The organism is Gordonia sp. Swx-4 (genome assembly GCF_030316175.1).
In the GTDB taxonomy this organism is placed as follows: domain Bacteria; phylum Actinomycetota; class Actinomycetes; order Mycobacteriales; family Mycobacteriaceae; genus Gordonia; species Gordonia alkanivorans.
The window spans coordinates 2,870,626-2,894,037 of sequence record NZ_CP128197.1 but is presented as its reverse complement, the minus strand read 5'-3'; the positions used below and the strand labels follow the sequence as shown (position 1 = coordinate 2,894,037).

The 23,412-nt window shown below is 66.8% G+C and carries 23 protein-coding genes and 1 riboswitch; of the genes, 20 read left to right on the top strand and 3 right to left on the bottom strand.

Translation table 11 applies throughout. From position 1 onward, the window contains the following. The first annotated feature begins 28 nt into the window (after positions 1 to 28). From metK to PWF70_RS13110, 4 genes are all read left to right on the top strand, one after another. On the top strand, positions 29 to 1,237 hold the full coding sequence (gene metK, locus PWF70_RS13125; RefSeq protein WP_006357206.1) for a methionine adenosyltransferase: 1,209 nt from the start codon (positions 29 to 31) through the stop codon (positions 1,235 to 1,237). A gap of 70 nt (positions 1,238 to 1,307) precedes the next feature. Continuing rightward, positions 1,308 to 3,266: a primosomal protein N' gene (locus PWF70_RS13120; RefSeq protein ID WP_462433823.1), complete on the top strand. Its 1,959-nt coding sequence runs from the start codon at positions 1,308 to 1,310 to the stop codon at positions 3,264 to 3,266. Next, positions 3,267 to 4,226 carry a methionyl-tRNA formyltransferase gene (gene fmt, locus PWF70_RS13115; RefSeq protein ID WP_035751496.1) on the top strand — a complete coding sequence of 320 codons (960 nt, stop codon included), beginning with the start codon at positions 3,267 to 3,269 and terminating at the stop codon, positions 4,224 to 4,226. Next, positions 4,223 to 5,602, top strand: a complete 1,380-nt coding sequence (locus PWF70_RS13110; RefSeq protein WP_035751498.1) for an RsmB/NOP family class I SAM-dependent RNA methyltransferase — start codon at positions 4,223 to 4,225, stop codon at positions 5,600 to 5,602. The genes fmt and PWF70_RS13110 overlap by 4 nt, the downstream gene beginning before the upstream one ends. 4 nt (positions 5,603 to 5,606) lie before the next feature. On the opposite strand, the gene PWF70_RS13105 is transcribed toward PWF70_RS13110, so the two are convergent. Genes PWF70_RS13105 through PWF70_RS13095 form a run of 3 tightly spaced genes read right to left on the bottom strand, consistent with a single transcriptional unit; the run spans position 5,607 to position 7,059 of the window. After that, complete coding sequence (locus tag PWF70_RS13105) at positions 5,607 to 6,251, bottom strand: dihydrofolate reductase family protein (protein ID WP_006357210.1); 645 nt, start codon at positions 6,249 to 6,251, stop codon at positions 5,607 to 5,609. Then, complete coding sequence (locus tag PWF70_RS13100) at positions 6,248 to 6,727, bottom strand: SRPBCC domain-containing protein (RefSeq protein ID WP_035751500.1); 480 nt, start codon at positions 6,725 to 6,727, stop codon at positions 6,248 to 6,250. Before PWF70_RS13100 ends, PWF70_RS13105 begins: the two co-directional genes overlap by 4 nt. Beyond that, positions 6,724 to 7,059 (bottom strand): ArsR/SmtB family transcription factor, encoded by a 336-nt coding sequence (locus PWF70_RS13095; protein WP_035751502.1) that lies wholly within the window; start codon positions 7,057 to 7,059, stop codon positions 6,724 to 6,726. Before PWF70_RS13095 ends, PWF70_RS13100 begins: the two co-directional genes overlap by 4 nt. 189 nt (positions 7,060 to 7,248) lie before the next feature. Here PWF70_RS13095 and PWF70_RS13090 point away from each other — a divergent pair, with 189 nt between their 5' ends. The 16 genes from PWF70_RS13090 (at position 7,249) to PWF70_RS13015 (ending at position 23,408) form a co-directional block, all read left to right on the top strand. Then, positions 7,249 to 8,508 (top strand): 13E12 repeat family protein, encoded by a 1,260-nt coding sequence (locus PWF70_RS13090; protein WP_196813022.1) that lies wholly within the window; start codon positions 7,249 to 7,251, stop codon positions 8,506 to 8,508. Between the two features lie 31 nt (positions 8,509 to 8,539). Then, complete coding sequence (locus PWF70_RS13085) at positions 8,540 to 9,133, top strand: GNAT family N-acetyltransferase (protein WP_035751506.1); 594 nt, start codon at positions 8,540 to 8,542, stop codon at positions 9,131 to 9,133. Between the two features lie 81 nt (positions 9,134 to 9,214). Continuing rightward, positions 9,215 to 9,520, top strand: coding sequence for a hypothetical protein (locus tag PWF70_RS13080; protein ID WP_006357215.1), 306 nt, complete (start codon positions 9,215 to 9,217; stop codon positions 9,518 to 9,520). Continuing rightward, positions 9,520 to 10,965, top strand: coding sequence for a TPR repeat domain-containing protein (locus tag PWF70_RS13075; RefSeq protein ID WP_286352633.1), 1,446 nt, complete (start codon positions 9,520 to 9,522; stop codon positions 10,963 to 10,965). The genes PWF70_RS13080 and PWF70_RS13075 overlap by 1 nt, the downstream gene beginning before the upstream one ends. A 135-nt stretch (positions 10,966 to 11,100) precedes the next feature. After that, the gene (locus tag PWF70_RS13070; RefSeq protein ID WP_006358292.1) at positions 11,101 to 12,408 is read left to right on the top strand and encodes an ISL3 family transposase; all 1,308 of its coding nucleotides are present in this window, start codon (positions 11,101 to 11,103) and stop codon (positions 12,406 to 12,408) included. A 16-nt stretch (positions 12,409 to 12,424) separates the two neighbouring features. Beyond that, positions 12,425 to 13,519 carry a hypothetical protein gene (locus tag PWF70_RS13065; RefSeq protein WP_286352632.1) on the top strand — a complete coding sequence of 365 codons (1,095 nt, stop codon included), beginning with the start codon at positions 12,425 to 12,427 and terminating at the stop codon, positions 13,517 to 13,519. Then, positions 13,500 to 14,297 (top strand): hypothetical protein, encoded by a 798-nt coding sequence (locus tag PWF70_RS13060; RefSeq protein WP_230461796.1) that lies wholly within the window; start codon positions 13,500 to 13,502, stop codon positions 14,295 to 14,297. Before PWF70_RS13065 ends, PWF70_RS13060 begins: the two co-directional genes overlap by 20 nt. Before the next feature lie 53 nt (positions 14,298 to 14,350). Then, complete coding sequence (gene rpe / locus PWF70_RS13055) at positions 14,351 to 15,055, top strand: ribulose-phosphate 3-epimerase (RefSeq protein ID WP_035751691.1); 705 nt, start codon at positions 14,351 to 14,353, stop codon at positions 15,053 to 15,055. 8 nt (positions 15,056 to 15,063) lie between these two features. Then, positions 15,064 to 16,089: a bifunctional diaminohydroxyphosphoribosylaminopyrimidine deaminase/5-amino-6-(5-phosphoribosylamino)uracil reductase RibD gene (gene ribD, locus PWF70_RS13050; protein WP_035751513.1), complete on the top strand. Its 1,026-nt coding sequence runs from the start codon at positions 15,064 to 15,066 to the stop codon at positions 16,087 to 16,089. 94 nt (positions 16,090 to 16,183) lie between these two features. Continuing rightward, a riboswitch (FMN riboswitch) is annotated at positions 16,184 to 16,340 on the top strand. Between the two features lie 44 nt (positions 16,341 to 16,384). Continuing rightward, complete coding sequence (locus PWF70_RS13045) at positions 16,385 to 17,026, top strand: riboflavin synthase (RefSeq protein ID WP_035751692.1); 642 nt, start codon at positions 16,385 to 16,387, stop codon at positions 17,024 to 17,026. Positions 17,027 to 17,064: 38 nt separating this feature from the next. Then, positions 17,065 to 18,378 (top strand): bifunctional 3,4-dihydroxy-2-butanone-4-phosphate synthase/GTP cyclohydrolase II, encoded by a 1,314-nt coding sequence (locus PWF70_RS13040; protein WP_035751694.1) that lies wholly within the window; start codon positions 17,065 to 17,067, stop codon positions 18,376 to 18,378. Beyond that, complete coding sequence (gene ribH, locus PWF70_RS13035) at positions 18,375 to 18,887, top strand: 6,7-dimethyl-8-ribityllumazine synthase (protein ID WP_006357222.1); 513 nt, start codon at positions 18,375 to 18,377, stop codon at positions 18,885 to 18,887. The genes PWF70_RS13040 and ribH overlap by 4 nt, the downstream gene beginning before the upstream one ends. Continuing rightward, positions 18,884 to 19,348, top strand: a complete 465-nt coding sequence (locus tag PWF70_RS13030; RefSeq protein WP_006357223.1) for a PH domain-containing protein — start codon at positions 18,884 to 18,886, stop codon at positions 19,346 to 19,348. The genes ribH and PWF70_RS13030 overlap by 4 nt, the downstream gene beginning before the upstream one ends. 10 nt (positions 19,349 to 19,358) lie before the next feature. Then, positions 19,359 to 21,434, top strand: a complete 2,076-nt coding sequence (gene uvrC, locus PWF70_RS13025) for an excinuclease ABC subunit UvrC (protein WP_035751514.1) — start codon at positions 19,359 to 19,361, stop codon at positions 21,432 to 21,434. Further along, positions 21,427 to 22,377: an RNase adapter RapZ gene (gene rapZ / locus PWF70_RS13020; protein ID WP_196222000.1), complete on the top strand. Its 951-nt coding sequence runs from the start codon at positions 21,427 to 21,429 to the stop codon at positions 22,375 to 22,377. The genes uvrC and rapZ overlap by 8 nt, the downstream gene beginning before the upstream one ends. Then, a complete protein-coding gene (locus tag PWF70_RS13015; RefSeq protein WP_006357226.1) occupies positions 22,374 to 23,408 on the top strand; it encodes a gluconeogenesis factor YvcK family protein in 1,035 nt (344 codons plus the stop codon). The genes rapZ and PWF70_RS13015 overlap by 4 nt, the downstream gene beginning before the upstream one ends. Positions 23,409 to 23,412 lie beyond the last annotated feature (4 nt).

Here is a 23,412-nt window from a genome sequence, read left to right as displayed (position 1 = left end):
TCCGCGCGCGAGATCTCGAGAGGATCTGATGACCACCTCGTCACGCCTGTTCACGAGCGAATCCGTCACCGAGGGACATCCCGACAAGATCTGTGACGCGATCAGCGACTCGATCCTCGACGCCATCCTCACCGACGACCCGAACGCGCGGGTCGCGGTCGAGACGCTGGTGACCACCGGCCAGGTCCACGTCGCGGGTGAGGTCACCACCACCGCCTACGCCGACATCCCCAAGATCGTCCGGGACAAGGTCCTCGAGATCGGTTACGACTCCTCGACCAAGGGCTTCGACGGCGCGTCGTGCGGCGTCAACGTCGCCATCGGTGCGCAGTCCCCGGACATCGCCGGTGGCGTCTTCGACTCGCACGAGAGCCGCAGTGGCATCTCCGAGGACGAGATCGACAAGCAGGGTGCGGGCGACCAGGGCCTGATGTTCGGTTACGCCACCAACGAGACCCCGGAGCTCATGCCGGTGCCGATCGCCCTCGCGCACCGGCTGTCGCGACGACTCACCGAGGTCCGCAAGAACGGCACTCTGCCGTACCTGCGCCCCGACGGCAAGACGCAGGTCACCATCGAGTACGACGGCGACACCCCGGTCCGGCTCGACACCGTGGTGCTCTCGACCCAGCACGCCGCCGACATCGACCTCGACAACCTCCTCGCCCCCGACATCAAGAAGCACGTCGTCGACGCGGTGCTCGCCGAGATCGGCCTGCCGTCCCTCGACACCTCCGATTACCGCCTGCTGGTCAACCCGACGGGCAAGTTCGTCCTCGGCGGCCCGATGGGCGATGCCGGACTGACCGGCCGCAAGATCATCGTCGACACCTACGGCGGCATGGCCCGCCACGGCGGCGGCGCCTTCTCCGGCAAGGACCCGTCGAAGGTCGACCGCAGCGCCGCGTATGCGATGCGCTGGGTCGCCAAGAATGCGGTGGCGGCAGGCCTGGCCGACCGCATCGAGGTCCAGGTGGCCTACGCGATCGGCAAGGCCGCACCGGTCGGCCTGTTCGTCGAGACCTTCGGCACCGAGCATGTCGACCCGGCGGTCATCGAGCGCGTCATCAAGGAGAACTTCGACCTGCGTCCGCTCGCGATCATCCGCGACCTGGACCTGCTGCGTCCGATCTACGGTCCGACCGCCGCGTACGGCCACTTCGGCCGCACCGACGTCGATCTCCCGTGGGAGCGGACCGACCGCGCGGACAAGCTGCGCGCGGCCGCCGGTCTCTGACCGGCGAAGGGCGCAGTCCCTGCCCCCGAAAGGCGCACGGGTCCCGGCTGATTCGCTGCCGGTGGCACGTGTGCTGCCCATTCTCGGACTCGCACACCTCGACCGACCGTTCGACTACCTGATCGACTCCGATCAGGATGCGACGGCGGTTCCGGGGGTGCGGGTCCGCGTTCGGTTCTCCGGCCGTCTCGTCGACGGATTCCTGCTCGACCGCATCGAGAAGAGTGATCACCCCGGCAAGCTGGGCTGGCTCGACCGTGTCGTCTCCGCCGAACCGGTGCTGTCACCGGAGCTGGCATCGCTGTGCCGCGCCGTCGCCGATCGCTACGCCGGCACCATGGGAGATGTTGTCCGGCTGGCCATTCCGCCGCGCCATGCGCGAACCGAGAAGGAGACGACACCCGAACCGACGACCGTCGTCGAGGCGCCGGACCTCGAGGCGTGGCGACGCTATCCGCTGGCCGGGTCGTTCTTCGAGGCGATCGCCGGGGACGGTCACCCGCGAGCGGCGTGGCAGGCCCTGCCGGGCGAGGACTGGCCCCGACGACTCGCCGAACTGGCCGCGGCGACCCTGGCGGCCGGACGCGGCTGCATCATCGTCGTGCCCGACCAGCGCGACCTCGACCGGGTGTGGGCGGAATGCGAACCACTCATCGGCGATCAGGGAGTCGCGCTGGCGGCCGGACTCGGACCCACCGCCCGGTACCGGCGCTGGCTCGCCGCACGACGCGGGGCGGCGAAACTCGTGATCGGCACGCGCAGTGCGGTGTTCGCGCCCGTCACCGACCTCGGTCTGGTCGTCGTCTGGGATGACGGTGACGACAGCATGGCCGATCCCCGTGCGCCGTACCCGCACCCGCGTGAGGTCGCGGTGCTGCGGTCGCATCAGGAACGCTGCGCACTGGTCCTCGGCGGCTTCGCCCGAACCGCGGAGGCTCAGGCGCTCGTCGCATCGGGGTGGGCACACGACCTCGTCGCCGATCGTCCGCTCGTTCGTCACCGCAGCCCGCGCGTGCAGGCCATCTCCGACGACGACCGGCAGATCGCCCGCGATCCGATGGCGAGGTCCGCGCGAATCCCCGAGGTCGCCTTCGACGCTGCCCGTTCGGCGTTCGCCGCCGACCAACCGGTGGTGTTCAGCGTGCCGCGTCGCGGCTACGTGCCGTCGCTGGCGTGTACCCGGTGTCGCGAGCATGCTCGGTGTCGCGGCTGCAACGGACCGCTGCAGATGGACGGAAACCAGCGTCTGAGTTGCCGGTGGTGTGGTCGCCCGGAGCCGACCTTCCGCTGTCCCGAGTGTGGCAACACGAAAGTGCGGGCCACGGTCACCGGCGCTCGACGCACCGCCGAGGAACTGGGGCGCGCCTTCGCCGGTGTGCCGGTCCACACCAGCGGTGGCGACTCCATCATCGACGAGATCGAACCGGGCGCACGGCTCGTCGTCGCCACACCGGGTGCCGAACCGGTCGCACCCGACGGCTACGGCGCAGCGATCGTCGTCGACACCTGGGCACAACTCGACCGCGCCGACCTGCGCGCGGAGGAACACGCCGTCCGACGCTGGATGGCCCTGGCCGGCATGGTCCGGCCCCACGGCGAGGGCGGCCGCGTGGTAATCGTCGCCGACTCGACTCTCGCGCCGGTTCAGGCGCTGATCCGTTGGGACCCCGTCGGATTCGCCTCCATTCAGTTGAGTGAACGCGTGGAACTGGGTTTCCCGCCGGCGGTCACGATGGCCTCGGTCGACGGTCCCACGCAGGTCATCACCGACTTCGTCGAACACCTCGAGCTGCCCGAGGGCTCGGACGTTCTCGGACCGGTGCCGCTTCCGCCGGGGGTGCGGCCGCCCGCCGGTAGCGCCGAATGGGAGGCCGCTGCGGACGACGAGATGGACCGCATCCTGGTGCGGTTGCCGCGCAAGCACGGACGACTCCTCGCCCAGGCTCTCGCCGCCGGGCAGGCGCGGCGCAACACACACCGGCAGACCGGGCCGATCAGGGTTCAGGTGGACCCGCCTACGATCGGATGAATGCGCATCGTTTTCGCCGGCACCCCAGAGGTGGCCGTGCCGTCGTTGCAGGCCCTGCTCGACTCGCCGTCGCATGAGGTCGTCGGCGTCATCACCCGGCCCGACGCGGTGTCGGGGCGCGGCCGCAAGGTCGTGCGGTCACCGATCGGCGTCCTCGCCGACGAGCACGGCCTCGAGGTGATCACCCCGCGCCGCATGTCCGAACCCGACGTCGCCGAGACGTTGCGACGCTGGGCGCCGGACTGTGCGGCCGTGGTCGCCTACGGAGGCCTCGTGCCCGAGGATCTGCTGGCGCTCCCGACCCATGGCTGGATCAACCTGCACTTCTCGGTGTTGCCCGCGTGGCGTGGGGCGGCGCCGGTGCAGGCCGCGATCGCCGCGGGCGACGAGGTGACCGGTGCCAGCACCTTCCGGCTGGAGAAGGGGCTCGACACCGGACCGGTGTTCGGCATCCTGACCGAGACCATCCGGCCCACCGACACCAGCGGCGACCTGCTCGCACGTCTCGCCGACGCCGGGTCCGGCCTGCTCGTCAACACGCTCGACGGCATCGAGGCCGGGGAACTCACCCCCGAACCGCAGCCCTCGACCGGCGTCAGCCACGCGCCGAAGGTCGAGGTCGAGGATGCGCGCATCCGCTGGGATCTGCCCGCGCACATCATCGATCGCCTCATCCGCGCCTACACACCGGCGCCGGGTTCGTGGACGAGTCTCGACGACGCACGGATCAAGGTGGGCCCGGTGCGGCCCGTCGCCGAGGACGACGCGTCATTGCCGGACTCGGTTCGGGCCGAACCGCTGGCCGCGGGTGCGATCGCGGTGACCAAGAAGGCGGTGTTCGTCGGGACCGGTTCCACGCCGGTGAAACTCGGCACGGTACAACCGCCGGGGAAGAAGCCGATGCCTGCCGCGGACTGGGCCCGTGGCGCACGACTGACCGATGGGACGGTACTGGGATGAGTGGGGATCGAAAGTTACGGCAGAAGGACCTCGACCCGGCGCGCGTCGCGGCGCGGGACACGCTGCGCGCGGTTCGTGAGCGGGACGCCTACGCGAACCTGGTTCTCCCGAAGATGCTGCGGGATCGCAAGATCGAGGGTCGCGACGCCGCATTCGCGACCGAACTCGCCTACGGCACGGCGCGTGCCCAGGGGCTGCTGGATGCCGTGATCGCCGCAGCGGCCAAGCGTCCCGTCGAGGAGATCGACGGTCCCGTACTCGACGTGCTGCGGCTCGGGGCGTACCAGCTGCTGCGCACGCGCGTGGGTTCCCATGCCGCGGTGTCGACGTCGGTGGACCTGGTGCGTTCCGAGAACGGGATGGGCCCTTCGGGTTTCGCGAATGCCGTGCTGCGCAAGGTGTCGCAGAAGACCGAGGAGATGTGGGTCGACGAGCTGGCGCCGTCGCCCGCCGAGGATCTCGTCGGGTATCTCGCGTTCCAGTACGCGCATCCGCGCTGGATCGCGGAGGTGTTCCGGGATGCGCTCGGGGGGTCGGCCGGCCAGCTGCAGGCGGCGCTCGCCGCCGACGACGAGCGGCCACCGGTGCACCTGGTTGCCCGCCCCGGCTACATCACCGCCGAGGAGCTGGCGCTGACCAGCGGGGGAGAGGAAGGCGACTACTCGCCGTACTGCGTGTATCTGCCCGGCGGCGATCCCGGCGACGTGGAGGCGATCCGCGAGGGCTACGCGGGTGTGCAGGACGAGGGCAGCCAGCTGATCGCGCGGGCGGTCACGGTCGCCGAGGTCGCCGACGACTCCGGCCGCTGGCTCGACATGTGTGCCGGGCCCGGCGGAAAGGCCGCGCTGATCGGTGCGCTCGCCGAGATCGATGCTGCCTGCCTCGACGCGATCGAGGTGTCGAAGCATCGCGCGGAGCTGATCCGGAAGGTCGTGAACGATCTGCCGGTGACCATCCACGTCGCCGATGCACGATCGAGTGGCCTCGAACCGGGATACGACCGCATCCTGCTCGACGCTCCGTGTTCCGGTCTGGGCTCGCTGCGTCGCCGCCCCGAATCCCGTTGGCGCCGAACCGCTGCAGACGTCGAGGAGCTCGTCGTGCTGCAGAAGGAATTGCTGACCGAGGCGTTGAGGTTGGTCAAACCCGGTGGCGTGGTGGCGTATTCGACGTGCTCGCCGCATCCCGCCGAGACCACCGCGGTGGTCGCCGACGTGCGGGCATCGGTGGACGGGGCCCGTCAGCTCGATGCCCGCCCACTGGTGACCGTCGGCAAGCTCGGGCCGGAGCTGCTCGGCGACGGCCCACACGTGCAGCTGTGGCCGCACATCCACGGCACGGACGCGATGTTTCTGGCGGCGCTCACTCGGGATTAGACGTTCAGTTCTCGTGTGAGCCTGTAACTGCCGCCGCCACGCCTTCGTAGTCCGCGACCGCCGCTCGGCCGTTCGGCTCGTACTCGAGGATCAGGAGTCCTGCGGGCGTCGCGGTGTGGTGTCTCAGTCGGAAGCCCAGGTCGGTTGTGTTGCGACCGAACAACTGTCGGCCCGTGCCAAGTGCGGTCGGGGCCACGACCAAGCGCAGTGTGTCTACGAGACCTGCTTCGAGGAGCGACGCGGCGAGGGTGTTGCTGCCGTGGATCTGTAGTTCGCGTCCCGGCTGCGAGCGCAGGGCGGACACCTCCTCTACCGGCTCGCCGCAGAGGAGGGTCGCGGGCTGCCAGGGCAGTTCGGTGAGGGTGCTGCTCACCACGTACTTGGGGAGGCCGTTCATCCGCCCTGTGAACGGGTCGTCGGGGTCGGTGATCTGCGGCCAGTCGCGGGCGAAGGCCTCGTAAGTTCGACGCCCGAGGAGGAGTCCGCCGGCGAGGTCGAGCCACTCCGACGCCTGCCGGATGAAGGTCTCATCCATGTGCGGCACGAGCCATCCGCCGGCGGTGAAGCCGTCGGAGGTGTCCTCGTCGGCCGACCCGGGGCCCTGGGTGACGCCGTCGAGGGTGATGAATTCGGTGACGGTGATCTTCATTGCCGGGCTTCACTTTCCACCAGTTCGGCGAGCGCCGCGGTCACCGAACCCCAACCGTCGTAGAAGCCGAGTTCATGATGTCGGTCGCGATCGGATGGATTGCCGTGGCGCACGACGACGCTGTACTCGGTTCCGTCGGTGTGTTCGGCGAAGGTGATCTCGGCGGTCATGGGGACCGGCGCCGGTTCCGCGGGTCGCCAGGAGCTGTCGATGGCGTTGGTGAACACCAGACGCTCGGTGGCGTCGACGACGACGAAAACGGCGTCCATGTGCGGGACGAACGTCGCGCCGTCGTCGCTCATTTGCGTGACCAGGGCGCCGCCGGGGCGTGGCTCGAGTCGGTCGACTCGGGTGACGGTCGGGGAGGGCGTCCACCATTTCGCGAGCTGTTCGGGTCGGGTCCACGCATCCCAGATCCGTTGTCGCGGTGCGCGGATGATGCGTTGCAGGGTCAGGTCGAGTTCGGGGTCGATCATGATGTCTCCTCTGGTTCGGTGACGAAGGCTTCGAGTCGGTCGGTGCGTTCGGTCCAGACGATGCGCTGGTGTTCGAGCCAGGTCTGCAGGCGTCGCAGGCGTCGCCGGTCGAGCGTGCACACCCGTGTTCGGCCGGTCTTCTTGGTCATGACCAGTCCGCTGTCCTCGAGGACCCTCAGGTGCTTCATGAACGACGGCAGCGTCATGGGGAAGGGATCGGCGAGTTCGCCGACGCTCGCGGGTCCGCGCCCGAGACGTTCGACGACGGCGCGGCGGGTCGGGTCCGACAATGCGCCGAAGATCTCGTCGAGAGTCGCCGTACGGTTTGCCATGTGGCTAAGTGTCGCACGGCTCGTCACTTAACTCAATGGTTAAGTGAAGGATCGTCTTCGGGTTGTGGATAACTCCGGCGGGCCTGGCGACATCGGCGTACTATCGAATGTATGTACGAATCATCGTCGGGCGGAACATCGGGTCTGTCGACGGACGGTCTACGTGCCCTCCAAGGCCTCCTCGCCGGGATGCCTGCAGGCGTCGACGAGGCCGAGTCGGTGCGGCGGCTGACGCTGCTCGAGGAGATCAAGTCGGCCTGCACTGCGGTCCAGGTGCGTGAGACCGCGAATCTCGACCGGCTACGTGCCGACGATGAGGCGGCACGGAATGTTCCGCAGAAGCGGCGGGGCCGGGGACTCGCCGCCGAAGTCGGGCTGGCACGGAAGGTCTCACCGAAGAAGGGGAGTCAGTACCTCGGGTTCGCTCGTGCTCTGGCACACGAGATGCCGCATACGATGGCAGCACTCACAGACGGTGTACTGACCGAATGGCGTGCCACCATTCTCGTTCGCGAAACCGCTTTTCTGACTCGCGAATCGCGCGAAGAGATCGATCGGCGGGTGTGCGGTGACCGTGCGGAATTGGTGGGTGTGTCCGACCGCGAGATCGAATCGACGGCGAAGCGTCACGCCTACGAACTCGAGCCGGCGGCGGTGGTCGCGCGAAAGGCCAAGGCCGAGAAGAGTCGGCGGGTTAGCGTGCGGCCGGCGCCGGATCTGATGACCCAACTCTCGGCGTTGTTGCCGATGACACAGGGAATCTCCGTATATGCCTCGCTCAAGAAGCACGCCGACTCCATACTCGGTGCCGACGATCGCACGCGTGCGCAGATCATGGCCGACACGCTGGTCGAACGTGTCACCGGCCGATCCGCAGCGGAACCGGTTCCGGTGTCGGTAGACATGATCATGTCCGACGAGTGCCTGTTCGGGCTCAACGATTCGGCGGCCGAAGTGAAGGGGTACGGACCGATTCCGGCAGCAGTGGCACGGGAACTCGTCGCCGCGTCGGTGTCGCCCGATGGTGAGACCGCCTCGACGATGCGTCGTATCTATGCACGTCCGTCGGATGGCGCACTGGTGGCGATGGAGTCGAAATCGCGAACCTTCCCGGCCGCGCTCGCACACTTCGTCCGACTCCGAGACCAACGCTGCCGAACTCCGTACTGCGGTGCGCCCATCGCGGAGATCGACCACGCGAAACCACATCGCCACGATGGCACGACCAGCGAGGCCAACGCCGACGGCATCTGCGTCATCCACAATCGGGCCAAAGAGGCCGACGGCTGGGACTACTCGGTCCGCATGGCCGGTGACATCCGGGTCATCGACGTCATCACCCCGACCGGTGCCCGTCATCGGAGCACCGCACCACCGGCGATCGGGCACCAGAGTCCTGACCGCAGCGTCGTCGAGACGAAGCTGCTGCAGCTGCTCGCGGTCGCCTGAGCGGTGCCGGCGCCGGGTAACGTCCAACGGCGTGACGATCCGCCCTTTGATTCGGCCGGCGACTCCGGCTGACGTCGACGCTGCCGCAGTTACTCTCGGCCAGGCCTTCGCCGACTACCCGTTCACCCGGCACACAGTCGACTCGCATGATCATGGCGACCGAGTGCGGTCGTTGCAGCGGCTGTTCCTCGCCGAGATCGGCATGCGGTGCGGACGTGTTTGGGTATCGGACGACCTTGCCGCCGTGGCGGTGTGGATCACACCGTCCTCGAGTGGCCTTGACGAGGCGTTCGGCGACATCGCATCTCGAGTCGTCGACCTCTACGGCGACAGAGCGGAGATCGCAGCGCGGGCCGACGAGGCAACTGCCGGTCTTCGGCCGGCCGAACCTGTCTGGCATCTGGCCACGGTGGGGGTCGCGCCGCATTCACAGGGGCGAGGGCTCGGTGCAGCTGTGCTCGAGCCGGGGCTAGCGGCCGCGCAGTTGGAAGGGCACGTCGCCTACCTGGAGACCTCGTCCCCGGCGAACGTCTCGTTCTATGAACGACTCGGGTTCGAGGTGGCCGGGAAGGTGTCTTTGCCCGACGACGGCCCGGAGGTGTGGGCGATGACTTGTGGAAGGTGAATCCCGCATCTCCTTGTCTCGTACTAAGTTGTCCGAGGGGAGTGGTGTCAGGACGCTGGCGCCGGGAACGGGGGACTCACAGTGACTTATCGCCTGGAAGCCGAGAAGTGTGTGATCGAGGGCGTCGGCAAGACGTTGGCCGGGTGTTCGGACGCCACGCGGGCGCTCTGGTCGGGCAGCGCGGGATTCGCTGACGCAGCTGCCGCGATGCCTGGATCAGCGTTCAGCGCCGCTTGTGCCGGCAAGGACGACGTCATTCGTACCCTTCTTGGACGCGCGGCCGCTCGCATGGACGCGGTGTCGCAGACGTGCTATCAGGTTGCCACCGAGTTCGCCGATACCGATGGAGAGTTGGCGAGCGGTTTCCGAGCCATTTCCGTGTTCTGATGAGCCGACCGACTCGATCGACGGTCAACAGCTGGGATGTGATGGTCCTGCTCCAGTCCGCGAGTTCGCTGGAGACAACAGCTGAGAACCTACGAACCCAGACCAAGACGATGGCCGACGCACCGATGAACGTGACGGGCTGGTCGGGCGAATCCAGGCGCGCGTGCGAAGACCGTACGACGTCTGACCGAGACGAGATCAACAAGCTCGGCACCGAACTCAGCGCGGCCGCAAGGGTGCTGCACGACACCGCCGCCGCGATCAGCCCCAATCGCAGCACTGCGCTGACGAAAGCGCTCGGCCTTGAACTCGACAAGTTCAGCGTCTCGGACGACTGGACCGTGCGCGACGCTCGTGACTACGCGTCAGAGTTGGGCGGAGTGGAGGCCGGAAGCGCGGCCGAACAGTCGATCCTGAATGATCAGGCCACACGTGCAGAAGAGGCGAAGACAGCGACGCTGTCGCTACAGTCGCTCGCGGACGAGATCGGGGAAGACGACCGGAACGGTGCACGCGCGCTGAATGTGGTCTTCGGCAATGCAGAGATCAATGCTCCGCTCAGCTCGAGCTTTTCCGCAGGACAAGCAAGCCGCGATGTCCAGGCGATCATGAGGGGGAACGCGACGCCTGATCAGAAGGAGCGGTTCTACCGAGCGACCAGCCTGACACCTGAGCAGCGCGCGGCACTGGCGAGGGGTGACGATGCTGTCATCCCGAAAGAGCAGTTCGATTATCTAAAGGCCACCTACACCCCCATCTGGGGACAGAATGCGGATGGGTCCGCGCCCTATTCTCTCGACGCGTTGAAGCGTTTCGGAGACGAATACAGTGGTGCGGAACGGCTGAAGCTCAAGAACGCGCTCGGTGACGGTATCTACATGCTCGGCAACCCGAGTCTGCGGACGGACCAGCAGGTCGAGCCGGCGTTCCTTGCTGGGCCGCTGCAGCAGATGGGATTGGCGCCGGGGCCGAAGTTCGTAGGCGGCGGGATACATCAGCTATCCACGCCTGTCCGTGAGGTGTTGACCAGTCCTGCATCGAGCAAAGGTCAACTTAGCCTGCCCGATGCCTCCGCGCATTCAGGCGGCGACAAGCTGATCAATGATCTGAAGACTTACAAGGATCTCAAATCCTTGATGGACATCATTGAAAATAGGTCCGACGACGGCGAAGGCACCTACGGTTCGAAGTCGGTGCAACTGGGCAGCGACGTCGATCGAGCGCTGATAGCTCGCGCTGGTGAGATCGCCAGTGGTACACAGGAAATGTACGTCACCGACCTCAGGACTATGGGGCACAGCAACATTTCGAAGCATGAGGTCGAAGATCTCCTCATACGAATGCTGGACGTTAGCGGGTCTGACCATATTGCGGTGCATGATGCGGTAATGGCTTCCACTGGGAAGGCTGCTGGCGGACCAGCATTGCTGGCTCTTCCTGATTGACGGTGCGTAGAACGGGTTCTACCGGGCACAAGATGTAGGTCGGGTTCGGCGGCGGCGAGCCGGGGATGCGGGCGGGTCCTGTGGTGTGAAGATGAAAGCCCCTACACCTCATCACTCACACCGACAGGACCCTCGTTGCAGCGTAGCGCCATTGCCGACACGATTTGCCGCACGATCGAACTCGGGGTGACGATCACCGATGCCGCTCTCGACGGCGAGGATCGCACACACCTGTTCTGCGAGGTCTTGGCCCCGAAGAGTAGCTGCCCGAGGTGCGAGCGGGCGGGTCGGTTGCGTGATCATGTCGATCGTGAGGTGGCAGATCTACCGATCGTGGGCCATCCGACCCGGTTGCATCTGAGGGTGCCGCGCTACGCCTGCGAGAACGGCGCGTGTGGTCAGGGCATCTTTCGCGCCGACATCTCGGCGATCGTCGCGCCGCGCGCGGCGGTGACGCGCCGCACGATCGCGTGGATTCTTCGGCGGATGATTCTGGACAAGATGAGCGTCTCTGCGGTCGCCGCGTCGGTCGGGTTGGGCTGGAACACCGTGAATGCCCTCGCGTTGCAGGCGGCGCGTACGGTGGCTTCGGCGCCTGGCCGACTCGACGGTGTCAGGGTTCTCGGTGTTGATGAGCACAAGTGGAAACATGTTCGCGGCAATGGTGATTCGAGTTTCGTGACCGTGCTGGTCGACCTCACACCGATTGTGGATGGGACCGGGTCGGCGCGCTTGCTGGATATGGTGGGCGGCCGGTCCAAAGCGGCGTTGAAGGACTGGCTCGATGCCCGCGATGACTCCTTTCGGGACCGGATCCGGGTGGTCACCATGGACGGATTCACCGGGTATCGCACCGCGACCGCCGAGGCATTGGATAAGGCGCGGGCGGTGATGGACCCGTTCCACGTGGTCCATCTGGCCGCCGAGAAGCTCACAGTGTGTCGTCAACGCGTGCAACACGATACGTGTGGGCACCGCGGCCGCACGGGTGATCCGCTCTACGGTATCCGCCGACCACTGCTGACCCGGATCGCGTTGCTGACAGACAAGCAGAAGGCCCGGCTACGTAGCGGGTTGGAGGCTCACGAGGAGCACGTGGCCGTCTCGGTCACCTACGCGATCTACCAAGAGCTGATCAACGCCTACGGCCAGGAGAACAAGCGTGACGGCAAGATCGCGATGTACAAGCTGCTCAAACGGATTCATACCGGCGTTCCGTCCGGGCTGGCAGAGTTGGCCCAACTCGGCCGATCATTATGGGCGCGGCGTGCCGAGATCTTGGCCTACTTCGACACCGGCGCCTCCAACGGACCCGTCGAAGCGATCAACGGCCGCCTGGAACACCTCCGCGGGATCGCGTTGGGCTTCCGCAACCTCAACCACTACATCTTGCGGTCACTCATCCACTCCGGCGGCCTCGCACAACACCTCGACGCACTCTGAATCAGGAAGAGCCGCATTGCTCGCGTACGACATCGATGGCAATCAGGGTTCTCTGAAAGATGCGGAAACGCTGAAGAATCTCATGACCTTCGATTGGACAGACGGCGCTGGTCATAAGGACGCGGGCGTCAATCGGCTGTTCAACTGGATGCCCGGCGCTGCTTATGGCGACGAGGCATCGTCTGTGGAGCAGTTGATGGATAACGAGCGTGCTGGAAAGATTGCTACAGAGCTAACCAAGTACTTTGGTGCGAACAAGGATTCGTTGATCGATATCAGTGCTGATGACAAGCGGGCATTGGGTGAACTGAACCCAGAGCTTGCACGGACACTCGCTGCCGCTATCGGTCCGCACACGGCGGTGATGGGCGGTGCGGACGCGGGTCTCTTTGGATCGTCGGGTGTATCGGAGGTAACCGGAGCAGAACTGAAGGCAATGTTCCAGATTCTAAATTCAGACGCTGAGGCTGGAAAAGTAGTGAATTCGCTGACCGCGCTTCAGGTCGACATCCTTCAGGAAGAGTTTGGTAGAGACCACAATGACTACGGTCTTGGTGAGATCGCCGGCCGCATAGAGGGGGCGATGATCGGTGGGCTGGATTCACACATCCAAGAGACATTCGAAGATAAACGCTATGAAGCAGCTAAGGATGCTGCTCGGGCGGGAGCGCTCTTCGAGAGCGCTACGGCCCTCCTGAAGGTGACCGGCTTGAATCCGGTGGTCAGCGCACTGATCGACGGGACCGCGGCGGAAGTCAAGTTGGAACTCTTCGGACTACCCAAAGATCCCGACACGATAATCACCGACGAAGATACTGCAAAACTACGCCATGATGTCTATAACTCGGAGATTCAGCCCAACGCCAAGTATGTGCAGGTCCTTGAAGGGTATTTCAGGACCCACACGGATCTGGTCGATCAACCTGAATTTCGGAAATTGTTTGTCGGGCAGGAGGTCGATTTCGAAGAGATGAGACGAACCGGAGAAATGCCACCAGTGTCTCACGATAGCGCCGCAGCTACGTACATCCAGCAGTTACTTGAGTCTGACATGAGTTCCTTCGTGAACCGTCATAATGAGAATCACCACCATGCATACGGTCAGAAGTAGTCTGGTGCTTAAAGGCCACGGTTTTCTGACTGGGGTGTTGTGTACTCTGCTCACGCTTTGTGTCGCGTGCGGACCATCTCCGAACACCGGTGGTGATTCGACAAGTTCGTCGCAGCCGTCGGTGGCGGATCGGTTGCCTCCGAGGCTGCAGACCTCGTATCGATGGTTCGAAACTGATGTCCTTGACCTGGCGAGTTCGGAAGGAACGTTTGTACGCGCTTACACGGAGTCGTTCGAGTTGTCTTTTGAGGGCCAGTCTCCGCAATGGGGCTATCCCGGATTTGTCGAGGCCTCGCCGTCAGACATCGACGAGAAGGTCACATTCGTGCCCAGTGAGAGTTCGCACAATGATGTGGTGAGCACTTTGTTCTTCCGTCCACTGCGCCGAGTGGACGATGGTCCGAATGTGCGCATTGTGTTGTGCCGTAGTGAGATCTTCTCGATCGCTCCCAGTGCCCGGGGCGGCGGTTCGCAGGAGTGGCGAAACGTGCACGCGCAATGGGGATTTCCTGTCACGATCGATCTCACGAAGTCCGGTGACGTTCTGCCACCCGCAGACCAAGCGGGCCCGGCGCCGGCGCCGTACCGTTCGGTGTTCGGCAGTTGGAAGGTGACGGATTTCGAGAGGCTCGGAGTCCGGCCGGAGAACTCTGCAGACATTGTCGCGTGCGACGCGTTGCCTGACAATCCTGACATTCCACGGATCGACATGTACTCCGGTCCAGACCCGGTGCCGACGCTTCCGTCTTACCCCGGGTGGCCGGCCAACGGAGTCTGAGACACCCGGACGCTTTCGTCGGCACCGACCCTCTCGCCCTACACTTGTCCACCATGTGCACCGCTGGTAACGCGCCGATGATCGCCCCGTCCATCTTGTCCGCGGACTTCGCGAATCTCGCCGACGAGGCGGCTGCTGTTGCCAAGCCCGGTGCCACCCGCGCCGACTGGCTGCACGTCGACGTCATGGACAACCACTTCGTGCCGAACCTGACGCTGGGTCTGCCGATTGTGGAGAGCCTGCTGAAGGCGACCGACATCCCGCTCGACTGTCACCTGATGATCGACAACCCCGACCGCTGGGCGCCGCCGTACGCCGAGGCCGGCGCCCACAACGTCACGTTCCATGCGGAGGCCACCGACAATCCGATCGCCGTGGCCCGCGACATCCGTGCTGCCGGCGCGAAGGCCGGTCTGTCGATCAAGCCGGGCACCGCGCTCGAGCCCTACCTGGAGATCCTCCGCGACTTCGACACCCTGCTGATCATGAGCGTCGAGCCGGGCTTCGGTGGCCAGAAGTTCATGCCCGAGGTCCTCGAGAAGGCCCGCGCCATCCGGAAGTTCATCGACGCCGAGGACCTGACGCTGCTCGTCGAGATCGACGGTGGCATCAACGCCGACACGATCGAAGAGGCCGCCGAGGCGGGAATCGACTGCTTCGTCGCCGGATCGGCCGTCTACGGTGCCGCCGACCCCGGCCAGGCCGTCGCCGCCCTGCGGGAGTCCGCCGCGACCGCACGCGCCCACAGCGACATCTGACCCGCCACATGGACATCGTCGCCGCCATGGACCGCGCCGTCGAGGCGTCGTTTGCGGCCATGGGTGTCAGCTCGCCCAATCCGCCTGTCGGAGCGGTGATCCTGACCGCCGACGGCACCGTCGCCGGTGTCGGCGCGACCCAACCGCCGGGCGGCCCGCACGCCGAGGTCATGGCCTTGCGCGCAGCGGGTGAAGCCGCGCGGGGCGGTACCGCGATCGTCACGCTCGAACCCTGCAACCACACCGGACGCACCGGGCCGTGCTCGCAGGCGCTCATCGAGGCCGGCGTCGTCGAGGTCCACTACGCGGTCAGCGATCCCAACCCCGTCGCCGCGGGTGGCGCCGACACTCTTCGGGCCGCCGGCATCCGGGTGACCGGGGGAGTCGCGGTCGACGCCGTGGAGAACGGTCCGCTGCGTCCGTGGCTCACCCGTCAGCGGCTCGGGCGGCCGATGGTCACCGCCAAGATCGCGGCGGGCATCGACGGCCGGATCGTCGCACCCGACGGCACCAGCCAGTGGATCACCGGGCCGGCGGCCCGCGACCACGCCCACCAGCAGCGCTCACGCCTCGACGCCATCGTCATCGGCACCGGCACGGCCCTCGCCGACAACCCGACCCTCACCGCCCGCACCGCCGATGGCGGGCTGTACCCGCACCAGCCGGCACGTGTGGTGCTCGGGCACCGCGACCTGCCTGCCGATGCCAACGTCCGCGGCGACACCGGAGGACCGCTGGTCTGCGTCGACTCCCACCACCCGGCCGACGTCCTCTCCGCCCTGCCCGACGCGCTCTGGGTCCTGGTGGAGGGCGGCCCGCACATCCTCGGCGCCTTCTTCGCCGCCGACCTCGTCGACGAGGTCCACGCCTACGTCGCGCCGATGGTCCTGGGCGCCGGACGCAGTTCCGTCGAGATCCCGGGAGTCACCACTCTGGACGACGCCAGACGGTTCGAAACCCGCGAGGTCACGACGCTCGGAAGTGACATCTTGATCGCACTCGACCGCTCATCGCGGGCATCGGCGCAGGACTGAGCGGGGCGAGATGCACGACACACCGGCGGCGATCTGTTTCGCTCAGCGAAATTCCAATGCGACTCCGTTCTCGCGTCGTGCTAGCGTCGATACCACCAGTTCTCGGGGCGGGGTGAGATTCCCCACCGGCGGTGATGAGGGTGCTACGGACATGCACCTTCCAGCCCGCGAGCGCCTGTCGGAAGACAGGGACAGCAGATTCGGTGAGAATCCGAAGCCGACGGTCATAGTCCGGATGCGAGAGAACAGGCGACACAGTGCCGCCCTGTCTGCTCCGAGCGAGCAGGAGGAGTGCGTGTTCACCGGAATCGTGGAGGAACTCGGCGTCATCGCCGACCGCGAGGATCTCTCTGATGCAGCCCGCTTCACCGTGCGGGGACCCATCGTCACCGCCGATGCCGGCCACGGCGACTCCATCGCGGTCAACGGCGTGTGTCTGACCGTCGTCGACCTCCGACCGGGCGAGTTCACCGTCGACGTGATGGGCGAGACGCTTCGTCGCAGCTCCCTGTCCGACCTCGCCGCGGGCAGCACCGTCAATCTCGAACGCGCCATGCCCGCGAACGGGCGTTTCGGCGGCCACATCGTGCAGGGCCACGTCGACGGGACCGGTCGCGTCCTGTCCGTGAGCCCCTCGGAGAACTGGACCGTCGTGCGCATCGGCGTGCCGGCGAAGCTCACCCGGTACCTCGTCGAGAAGGGTTCGATCACCGTCGACGGTGTGTCGCTGACCGTCTCGTCCGTCGGCGGATCGGGTGACGACTCGTGGTTCGAGATCTCCCTGATCCCCACCACCCTCAACGAGACCAACCTCGGTGCCACCAAGCCCGGCACCGTGGTCAACCTCGAGGTCGACGTGATCGCGAAGTACGTCGAACGTCTGCACCTCGGAAACACCCAACATGTCCCTGCGCTTGATGTCACCGGGACGAAATGAGGACAGCGGGCGAAATGAGCACAACGAGTGAGGTTCTGATGAGCGAATCGCCGCGTGATGGTGACGACGCGACCACCGACGAACGAGTCCGGCTCGACTCGATCGAACGGGCCATCGCCGACATCGCCGCCGGCAAGGCGGTCGTCGTGGTCGACGACGAGGACCGGGAGAACGAGGGCGACCTGATCTTCGCGGCCGAGAAGGCCACCCCGGAGCTCGTCGCCTTCATGGTCCGCTACACCTCGGGCTACCTGTGCGTCCCGCTCGACGGCGACGCCTGCGACCGCCTCGGTCTGCCCCCGATGTACTCGATGAACCAGGACAAGCACGGCACCGCCTACACCGTGACCGTCGACGCCCGTGAGGGCATCGGCACCGGTATCAGCGCCTCGGACCGCGCCACCACCATGCGTCTGCTCGCCGACCCGGAGGCCACCGCCGGTGACTTCACGCGTCCCGGCCACGTCGTCCCGTTGCGCGCCAAGGAGGGCGGCGTGCTGCGTCGTCCCGGCCACACCGAGGCCGCCGTCGACCTGGCCCGGCTCGCCGATCTCGCGCCGGCCGGCGTCATCTGCGAGATCGTCAGCCAGAAGGACGTGGGCTCGATGGCCCGCTCCGACGAGCTGCGCGTCTTCGCCGACGAGCACGACCTCGCCATGATCTCGATCGCCGACCTCATCGCGTGGCGTCGTCGCCACGAGAAGCATGTCGTTCGCGTCGCCGATGCCCGGATTCCGACCCGTCACGGCGACTTCCGCGCAGTCGGCTACTCCAGCGTCTACGACGACGTCGAGCACGTCGCCCTGGTGAAGGGCGACGTCTCCAGCGACGACGGACACGACGTCCTCGTCCGCGTGCACTCGGAGTGCCTGACCGGCGACGTCTTCGGCTCGCTGCGCTGCGACTGCGGTCCGCAGCTCGACGCCGCGATGGAGATGGTGGCCGAAGAAGGCCGCGGCATCATCCTGTACATGCGCGGCCATGAGGGTCGCGGCATCGGCCTGCTGCACAAGCTGCAGGCCTATCAGCTGCAGGACGCCGGCGCCGACACCGTCGACGCAAACCTGGAACTGGGTCTGCCCGCCGACTCCCGCGACTACGGTCTCGGCGCCCAGATCCTCGTCGATCTCGGGGTGTCGTCGATGCGTCTGCTGACCAACAACCCGGCCAAGCGCGTCGGTCTCGACGGTTACGGCCTGCACATCGTCGACCGGGTGCCGATGCCGGTGCGCGCCAACGCCGAGAACCTTTGCTACCTTCGCACCAAGCGCGACCGGATGGGACACGACCTCGTGGGTCTCGACGATCACGCACATACCGGCGACGACGCATCTGAAGGAGCCCCTGCATGAGTGGTCACGGAGAACCGACCCTCGAACTCGCCGATGCCGGCAAGCTCCGGCTGGCGATCGTGTCGTCGCAGTGGCACGAGAAGATCTGTGGCGCACTGCTCGACGGCGCGGTCCGCGCGGCCCACGAGAACGGTGTCACCGAGCCGACCATCGTGCAGGTCGCGGGCGCCATCGAGTTGCCGGTCATCGTGCAGGCGCTGGCCCGCACCCACGACGCCGTCGTCGCGCTCGGCGTCGTGATCAAGGGTGAGACACCGCATTTCGATTACGTGTGCGACGCGGTGACCGCGGGTCTGACCCGCGTCTCGCTCGACGAGTCGACCCCGGTCGGCAACGGTGTGCTGACCACGCTCACCGAGGAGCAGGCCATCGCCCGCGCGGGCTTACCCGGTTCGACCGAGGACAAGGGCGCGCAGGCGACCGTCGCCGCACTGGCGTCGGCCCTGACCCTACGCGCGCTGGCACGCGGTGAGGCCCTGCCGAGCACGGTCGGAGGAGCATCGGCGTGACCTCCCCTCGATGGGACCTGGTCTATCGGCCGCGCAAGCTGCCCCGCTGGGCGATCGTCGCGGCCGTGATCGTGATGGCCATCCACATCACCTTCGGGCTGCTGCTGACGATCGAGGACGTCGGGGTCCGCAACCTCGGCAGCTCCGACCAGGTCGCGATCATCCTCATCGGTGTTCTCTTCACCGGCGCCATCCTGCTGCTGACCCGTCCGCGGCTGCGGGTGGGCGCCGAGGGTGTCGAGGTGCGCAACCTGGTGCCCACTCGACTCTTCACCTGGGACCAGGTACTCGGACTGACCTACCCGGAAAAAGGCTTCGGCGCCTGGCTGCTGTTCCCGTCCGACGAACACATCACCGTGCTGGCTGTGCAGGCGAACGACGGTCCGCAGGCCGTCGAGGCGATGGCCCGGTTCCGCGAGCTCGAAGAGCGCTATCGCGGGACCGTCCGACCCGCCAACTAGCCTGGAACACGTGGCCGACCCGACTACCTACCGTCCTGCTCCCGGAACCATCCCGACCGATCCCGGGGTGTACAAGTTCCGTGACGAGCACGGTCGTGTCATCTACGTGGGCAAGGCCAAGAACCTCCGGTCGCGTCTGACGTCGTACTTCGCCGACATCGCCTCGCTGCACCCGCGCACCCGTCAGATGGTGACGACGGCGGCGTCGGTGGAGTGGACCGTCGTGGGCACCGAGGTCGAGGCACTTCAGCTCGAATACAACTGGATCAAGGAATTCGATCCACGGTTCAACGTCCGCTATCGCGACGACAAGAGCTACCCGATGCTCGCCGTGACCCTCAACGAGGAGTATCCGCGGCTGTTCGTCTACCGCGGACCCCGCCGCCGTGGCGTGCGCTACTTCGGGCCGTACGCGCATGCGTGGGCGATCCGCGAGACCGTCGACCTGCTGACGCGGGTGTTCCCGGCGCGCACCTGCTCGGCGGGCGTGTTCAAGCGGCACCGCCAGATCGACCGGCCGTGTCTGCTCGGCTACATCGACAAGTGCTCCGCGCCCTGTATCGGCCGGGTCGACGCCGAGGAACACCGCGAGATCGTCGAGGACTTCTGCGACTTCCTCGCCGGCCGCACCGACCTGCTGATCCGCAAGCTCGAACGTGACATGTCCGCTGCGGCCGAGGATCTCGATTTCGAACGCGCGGCCCGCCTGCGCGACGACATCGGCGCCCTCCGACGCGCCATGGAGAAGCAGGCCGTGGTTCTCGGCGACGGCACCACCGCCGACGTCGTCGCGATCGCCGGAGACGACCTCGAGGTGTCGGTACAGGTCTTCCACGTGCGCGACGGACGCGTCCGCGGTCAGCGCGGGTGGGTCGTCGAACGCAGTGACAACGGGACCGACGGCGACGTCATCGGCGAGTTCATCACCCAGTTCTACGGTGCGCAGGTCGATTTCGACGCCACCGTCGACGTCGGCGAGGACCGTGCACACGGCGAGTCGGTCCCGCGCGAGGTCCTGGTCCCCGAATTGCCCGCCAACGCAGCCGAACTCGAGGAGTGGTTGTGCGGACTGCGGGGAAGCAGGGTCACCCTGCGTGTACCGCAGCGCGGCGACAAGAAGGCGCTGTTCGAGACCGTCGCCCGGAACGCGGGGGAGGCGCTCACCCAGCACAAGCTCCGGCGCGCCGGTGACCTCACCACCCGGTCGGCCGCCCTCACCGAGCTGCAGGAGAACCTGATGCTCGACCAGGCTCCGCTGCGCATCGAGTGCGTCGACATCTCGCATGTCCAGGGCACCGACGTCGTGGCTTCTCTCGTCGTCTTCGAGGACGGTCTGCCGCGCAAGTCCGATTACCGCCACTACGCGATCCGCCATGCCGCCGGCGACGGCCACTCCGACGACGTCGCATCGATCGCGGAGGTCACCCGCCGCCGCTTCCTCCGGCATCGCGCCGACCGTGACGCACCGCCGCCCGAGTCGGGGGAGGTCGACGCCGAACCGCAGACCTCTGCGCAGCCGCGGAAGTTCGCGTACCCGCCCAATCTGTTCGTCGTCGACGGCGGTGCGCCTCAGGTGCATGCCGCGGCGGCGGTTCTCGACGAACTCGGTGTCACCGACGTCTCGGTGATCGGACTCGCCAAACGCCTCGAGGAGGTGTGGGTGCCCGGTGAGGACGACCCGATGATCCTGCCGCGCAGCAGCCAGGCGCTGTTCCTGCTGCAGCGTGTGCGCGACGAGGCGCACCGGTTCGCCATCACCTTCCACCGCAGCAAGCGCAGCAAGCGGATGACCGCGTCGGCGCTCGACGGCATCCCGGGTCTCGGCAAGACACGACGCACCGCGCTGGTGACCCACTTCGGGTCGGTCGCGCGCCTGCGTGAGGCATCCTTGGAGGAGATCGCCCAGGTGCCCGGGATCGGTCTGACCACCGCGCGTGCGGTGCAGAGCGCACTGGGTGGTGACACCGTTGCGGAGGCGGGGCCGGAGTCCGAGGTGGTGTCGGTGGAGTCGGTGGTGTCCGAGACGGTGAACGAGGCGGAGATGACGGTGGTGACCGGTGACGCGGGACGAGGTGTCGATGAGTGAGCGGGCCGAGGCCGAACACGACGAGCAGTTGACCGGAGGCGTGCGGAACGACGGGGTACCGGACGGACTCACCGTCCTGTTCGTGACCGGCATGTCCGGCGCGGGCCGCTCCACGGCGGCCAACGTGCTCGAGGACGACGGCTGGTACGTCGCGGACAACGTTCCGCCGTCACTGATCTCGACGATGGTCGGGATGGTGCGGGAGAGCGACCCGACGATCACCCGTCTCGCGATGGTGTTGCGCGCATCCGGCCCCGACCTCGCCCACGAACTCGAACAGCTGCGGGACAACCTCGAGGAGTCGGGGATTCGTACCCGGCTGCTGTACCTCGACGCGAGCGAGGAGGCGCTGGTCCGTCGCTTCGAGCAGGTGCGTCGCCGACACCCGTTGCAGGGCAAGGAAACTCTCATCGAGGGCATCGCCCGGGAACGCGCGATCCTGGCGCCGATCAAGAACGTCGCCGACCTCGTCGTGGAGACCTCGGCGCTGACCGCGGCCAAGCTCCGCTCCGTGGTGGAGGGTGTGTCGCCGGGAGACACCGAACCGCGGCTGAGCATCGCGGTGCAGTCCTTCGGCTTCAAGTACGGACTGCCCATCGACTCCGATCTCGTCGCCGACGTGCGGTTCCTGCCCAACCCCCACTGGATCGACGAGCTGCGCGACCACAACGGGCAGGAGGCGCCGGTCCGCGACTACGTCCTCGGCCAGCCCGACGCCGGTGACTTCCTCGACCTGTACACCGACCTGGTGTCCATCGTCGGTCGTGGCTACCTGCGAGAAGGTAAGCGCTACATGACGATCAGCGTCGGCTGCACCGGCGGTAAACATCGAAGTGTCGCCATCTCCGAGGAGCTCGCACGGCGTCTCCGCAAGGCCGTCGACGACTCCGGCGTGGCCACCTACGACGTGCGCGTGATGCACCGCGATCTGGGGCGCGAATGACCCAGGAGATCGTCGACCCCAAGATCGTCGCGCTGGGTGGCGGCCACGGCCTGTACGCGACGCTGACCGCGATGCGTTACCTGAGTACCGACATCACCGCGGTGGTGACGGTCGCCGACGACGGGGGATCGTCGGGCCGCCTGCGTGCCGAACTCGGCCTCATCCCGCCGGGAGACCTGCGAATGGCCCTGGCCGCGTTGATGTCCGCGCCCAAGGCGCTCGAGGACTTCCAGACCGCGGGTGACCCCGACACCCGTCGACGCCACGAACTGTGGGCCGAGGTGCTGCAGCACCGCTTCGGCGGTCGCGGCGCGCTCGCCGGACACCCCATCGGCAATCTGATGCTCGCGGGGCTCACCGAGGTCCTCGGTGACGCGGTGGCCGCGCTGCAGGAACTCCGGTCGATGTTCGGGATCGTCGGGCAGGTGCTGCCCATGTCGACCGTCCCGCTCGACATCGAGGCCGACGTGTCGGGACTCGAGGCGGACCCGCGCATCAGCCGGGAGATCCGCGGACAGGTCGCGGTGGCGACGACGCCCGGCAAGGTGCGTCGCGTGCGGCTGATCCCCGAGGAACCGCCCGCCTGCGAGAGTGCCGTCGGGGCAATCGAATCCGCCGATCTGGTGATGCTCGGACCCGGCTCCTGGTTCTCCAGCGTGATCCCGCACGTGCTGGTGCCCGAGCAACTCAAGGCGTTGCAGCGCACCGCCGCCCGCAAGGTGCTGGTGGTCAACCTCGCACCCGAACCGGGGGAGACCCCGGGGTTCTCGGTGGAGCGGCATCTGCACGTCCTGCACGCCCACGCCGACACCTTCCGCGTCGACAACGTCCTGGTCGACGCGTCGTCGGTGCCCGCCGGACGCGAACGCGAGCATCTCGTGCGCGCGGCCGGACTCTTCGGCGCCGAACTGAACGTCGGCGATGTCGCGGTACCCGGCCGCCAGGTCCATGACCCGGCGAAAGTCGCCGCCGTGGTGAACGAACTGTGCGAAGGTGAATCGAACCGTTACGCTGACCGGGCCGACGCCTGACCCA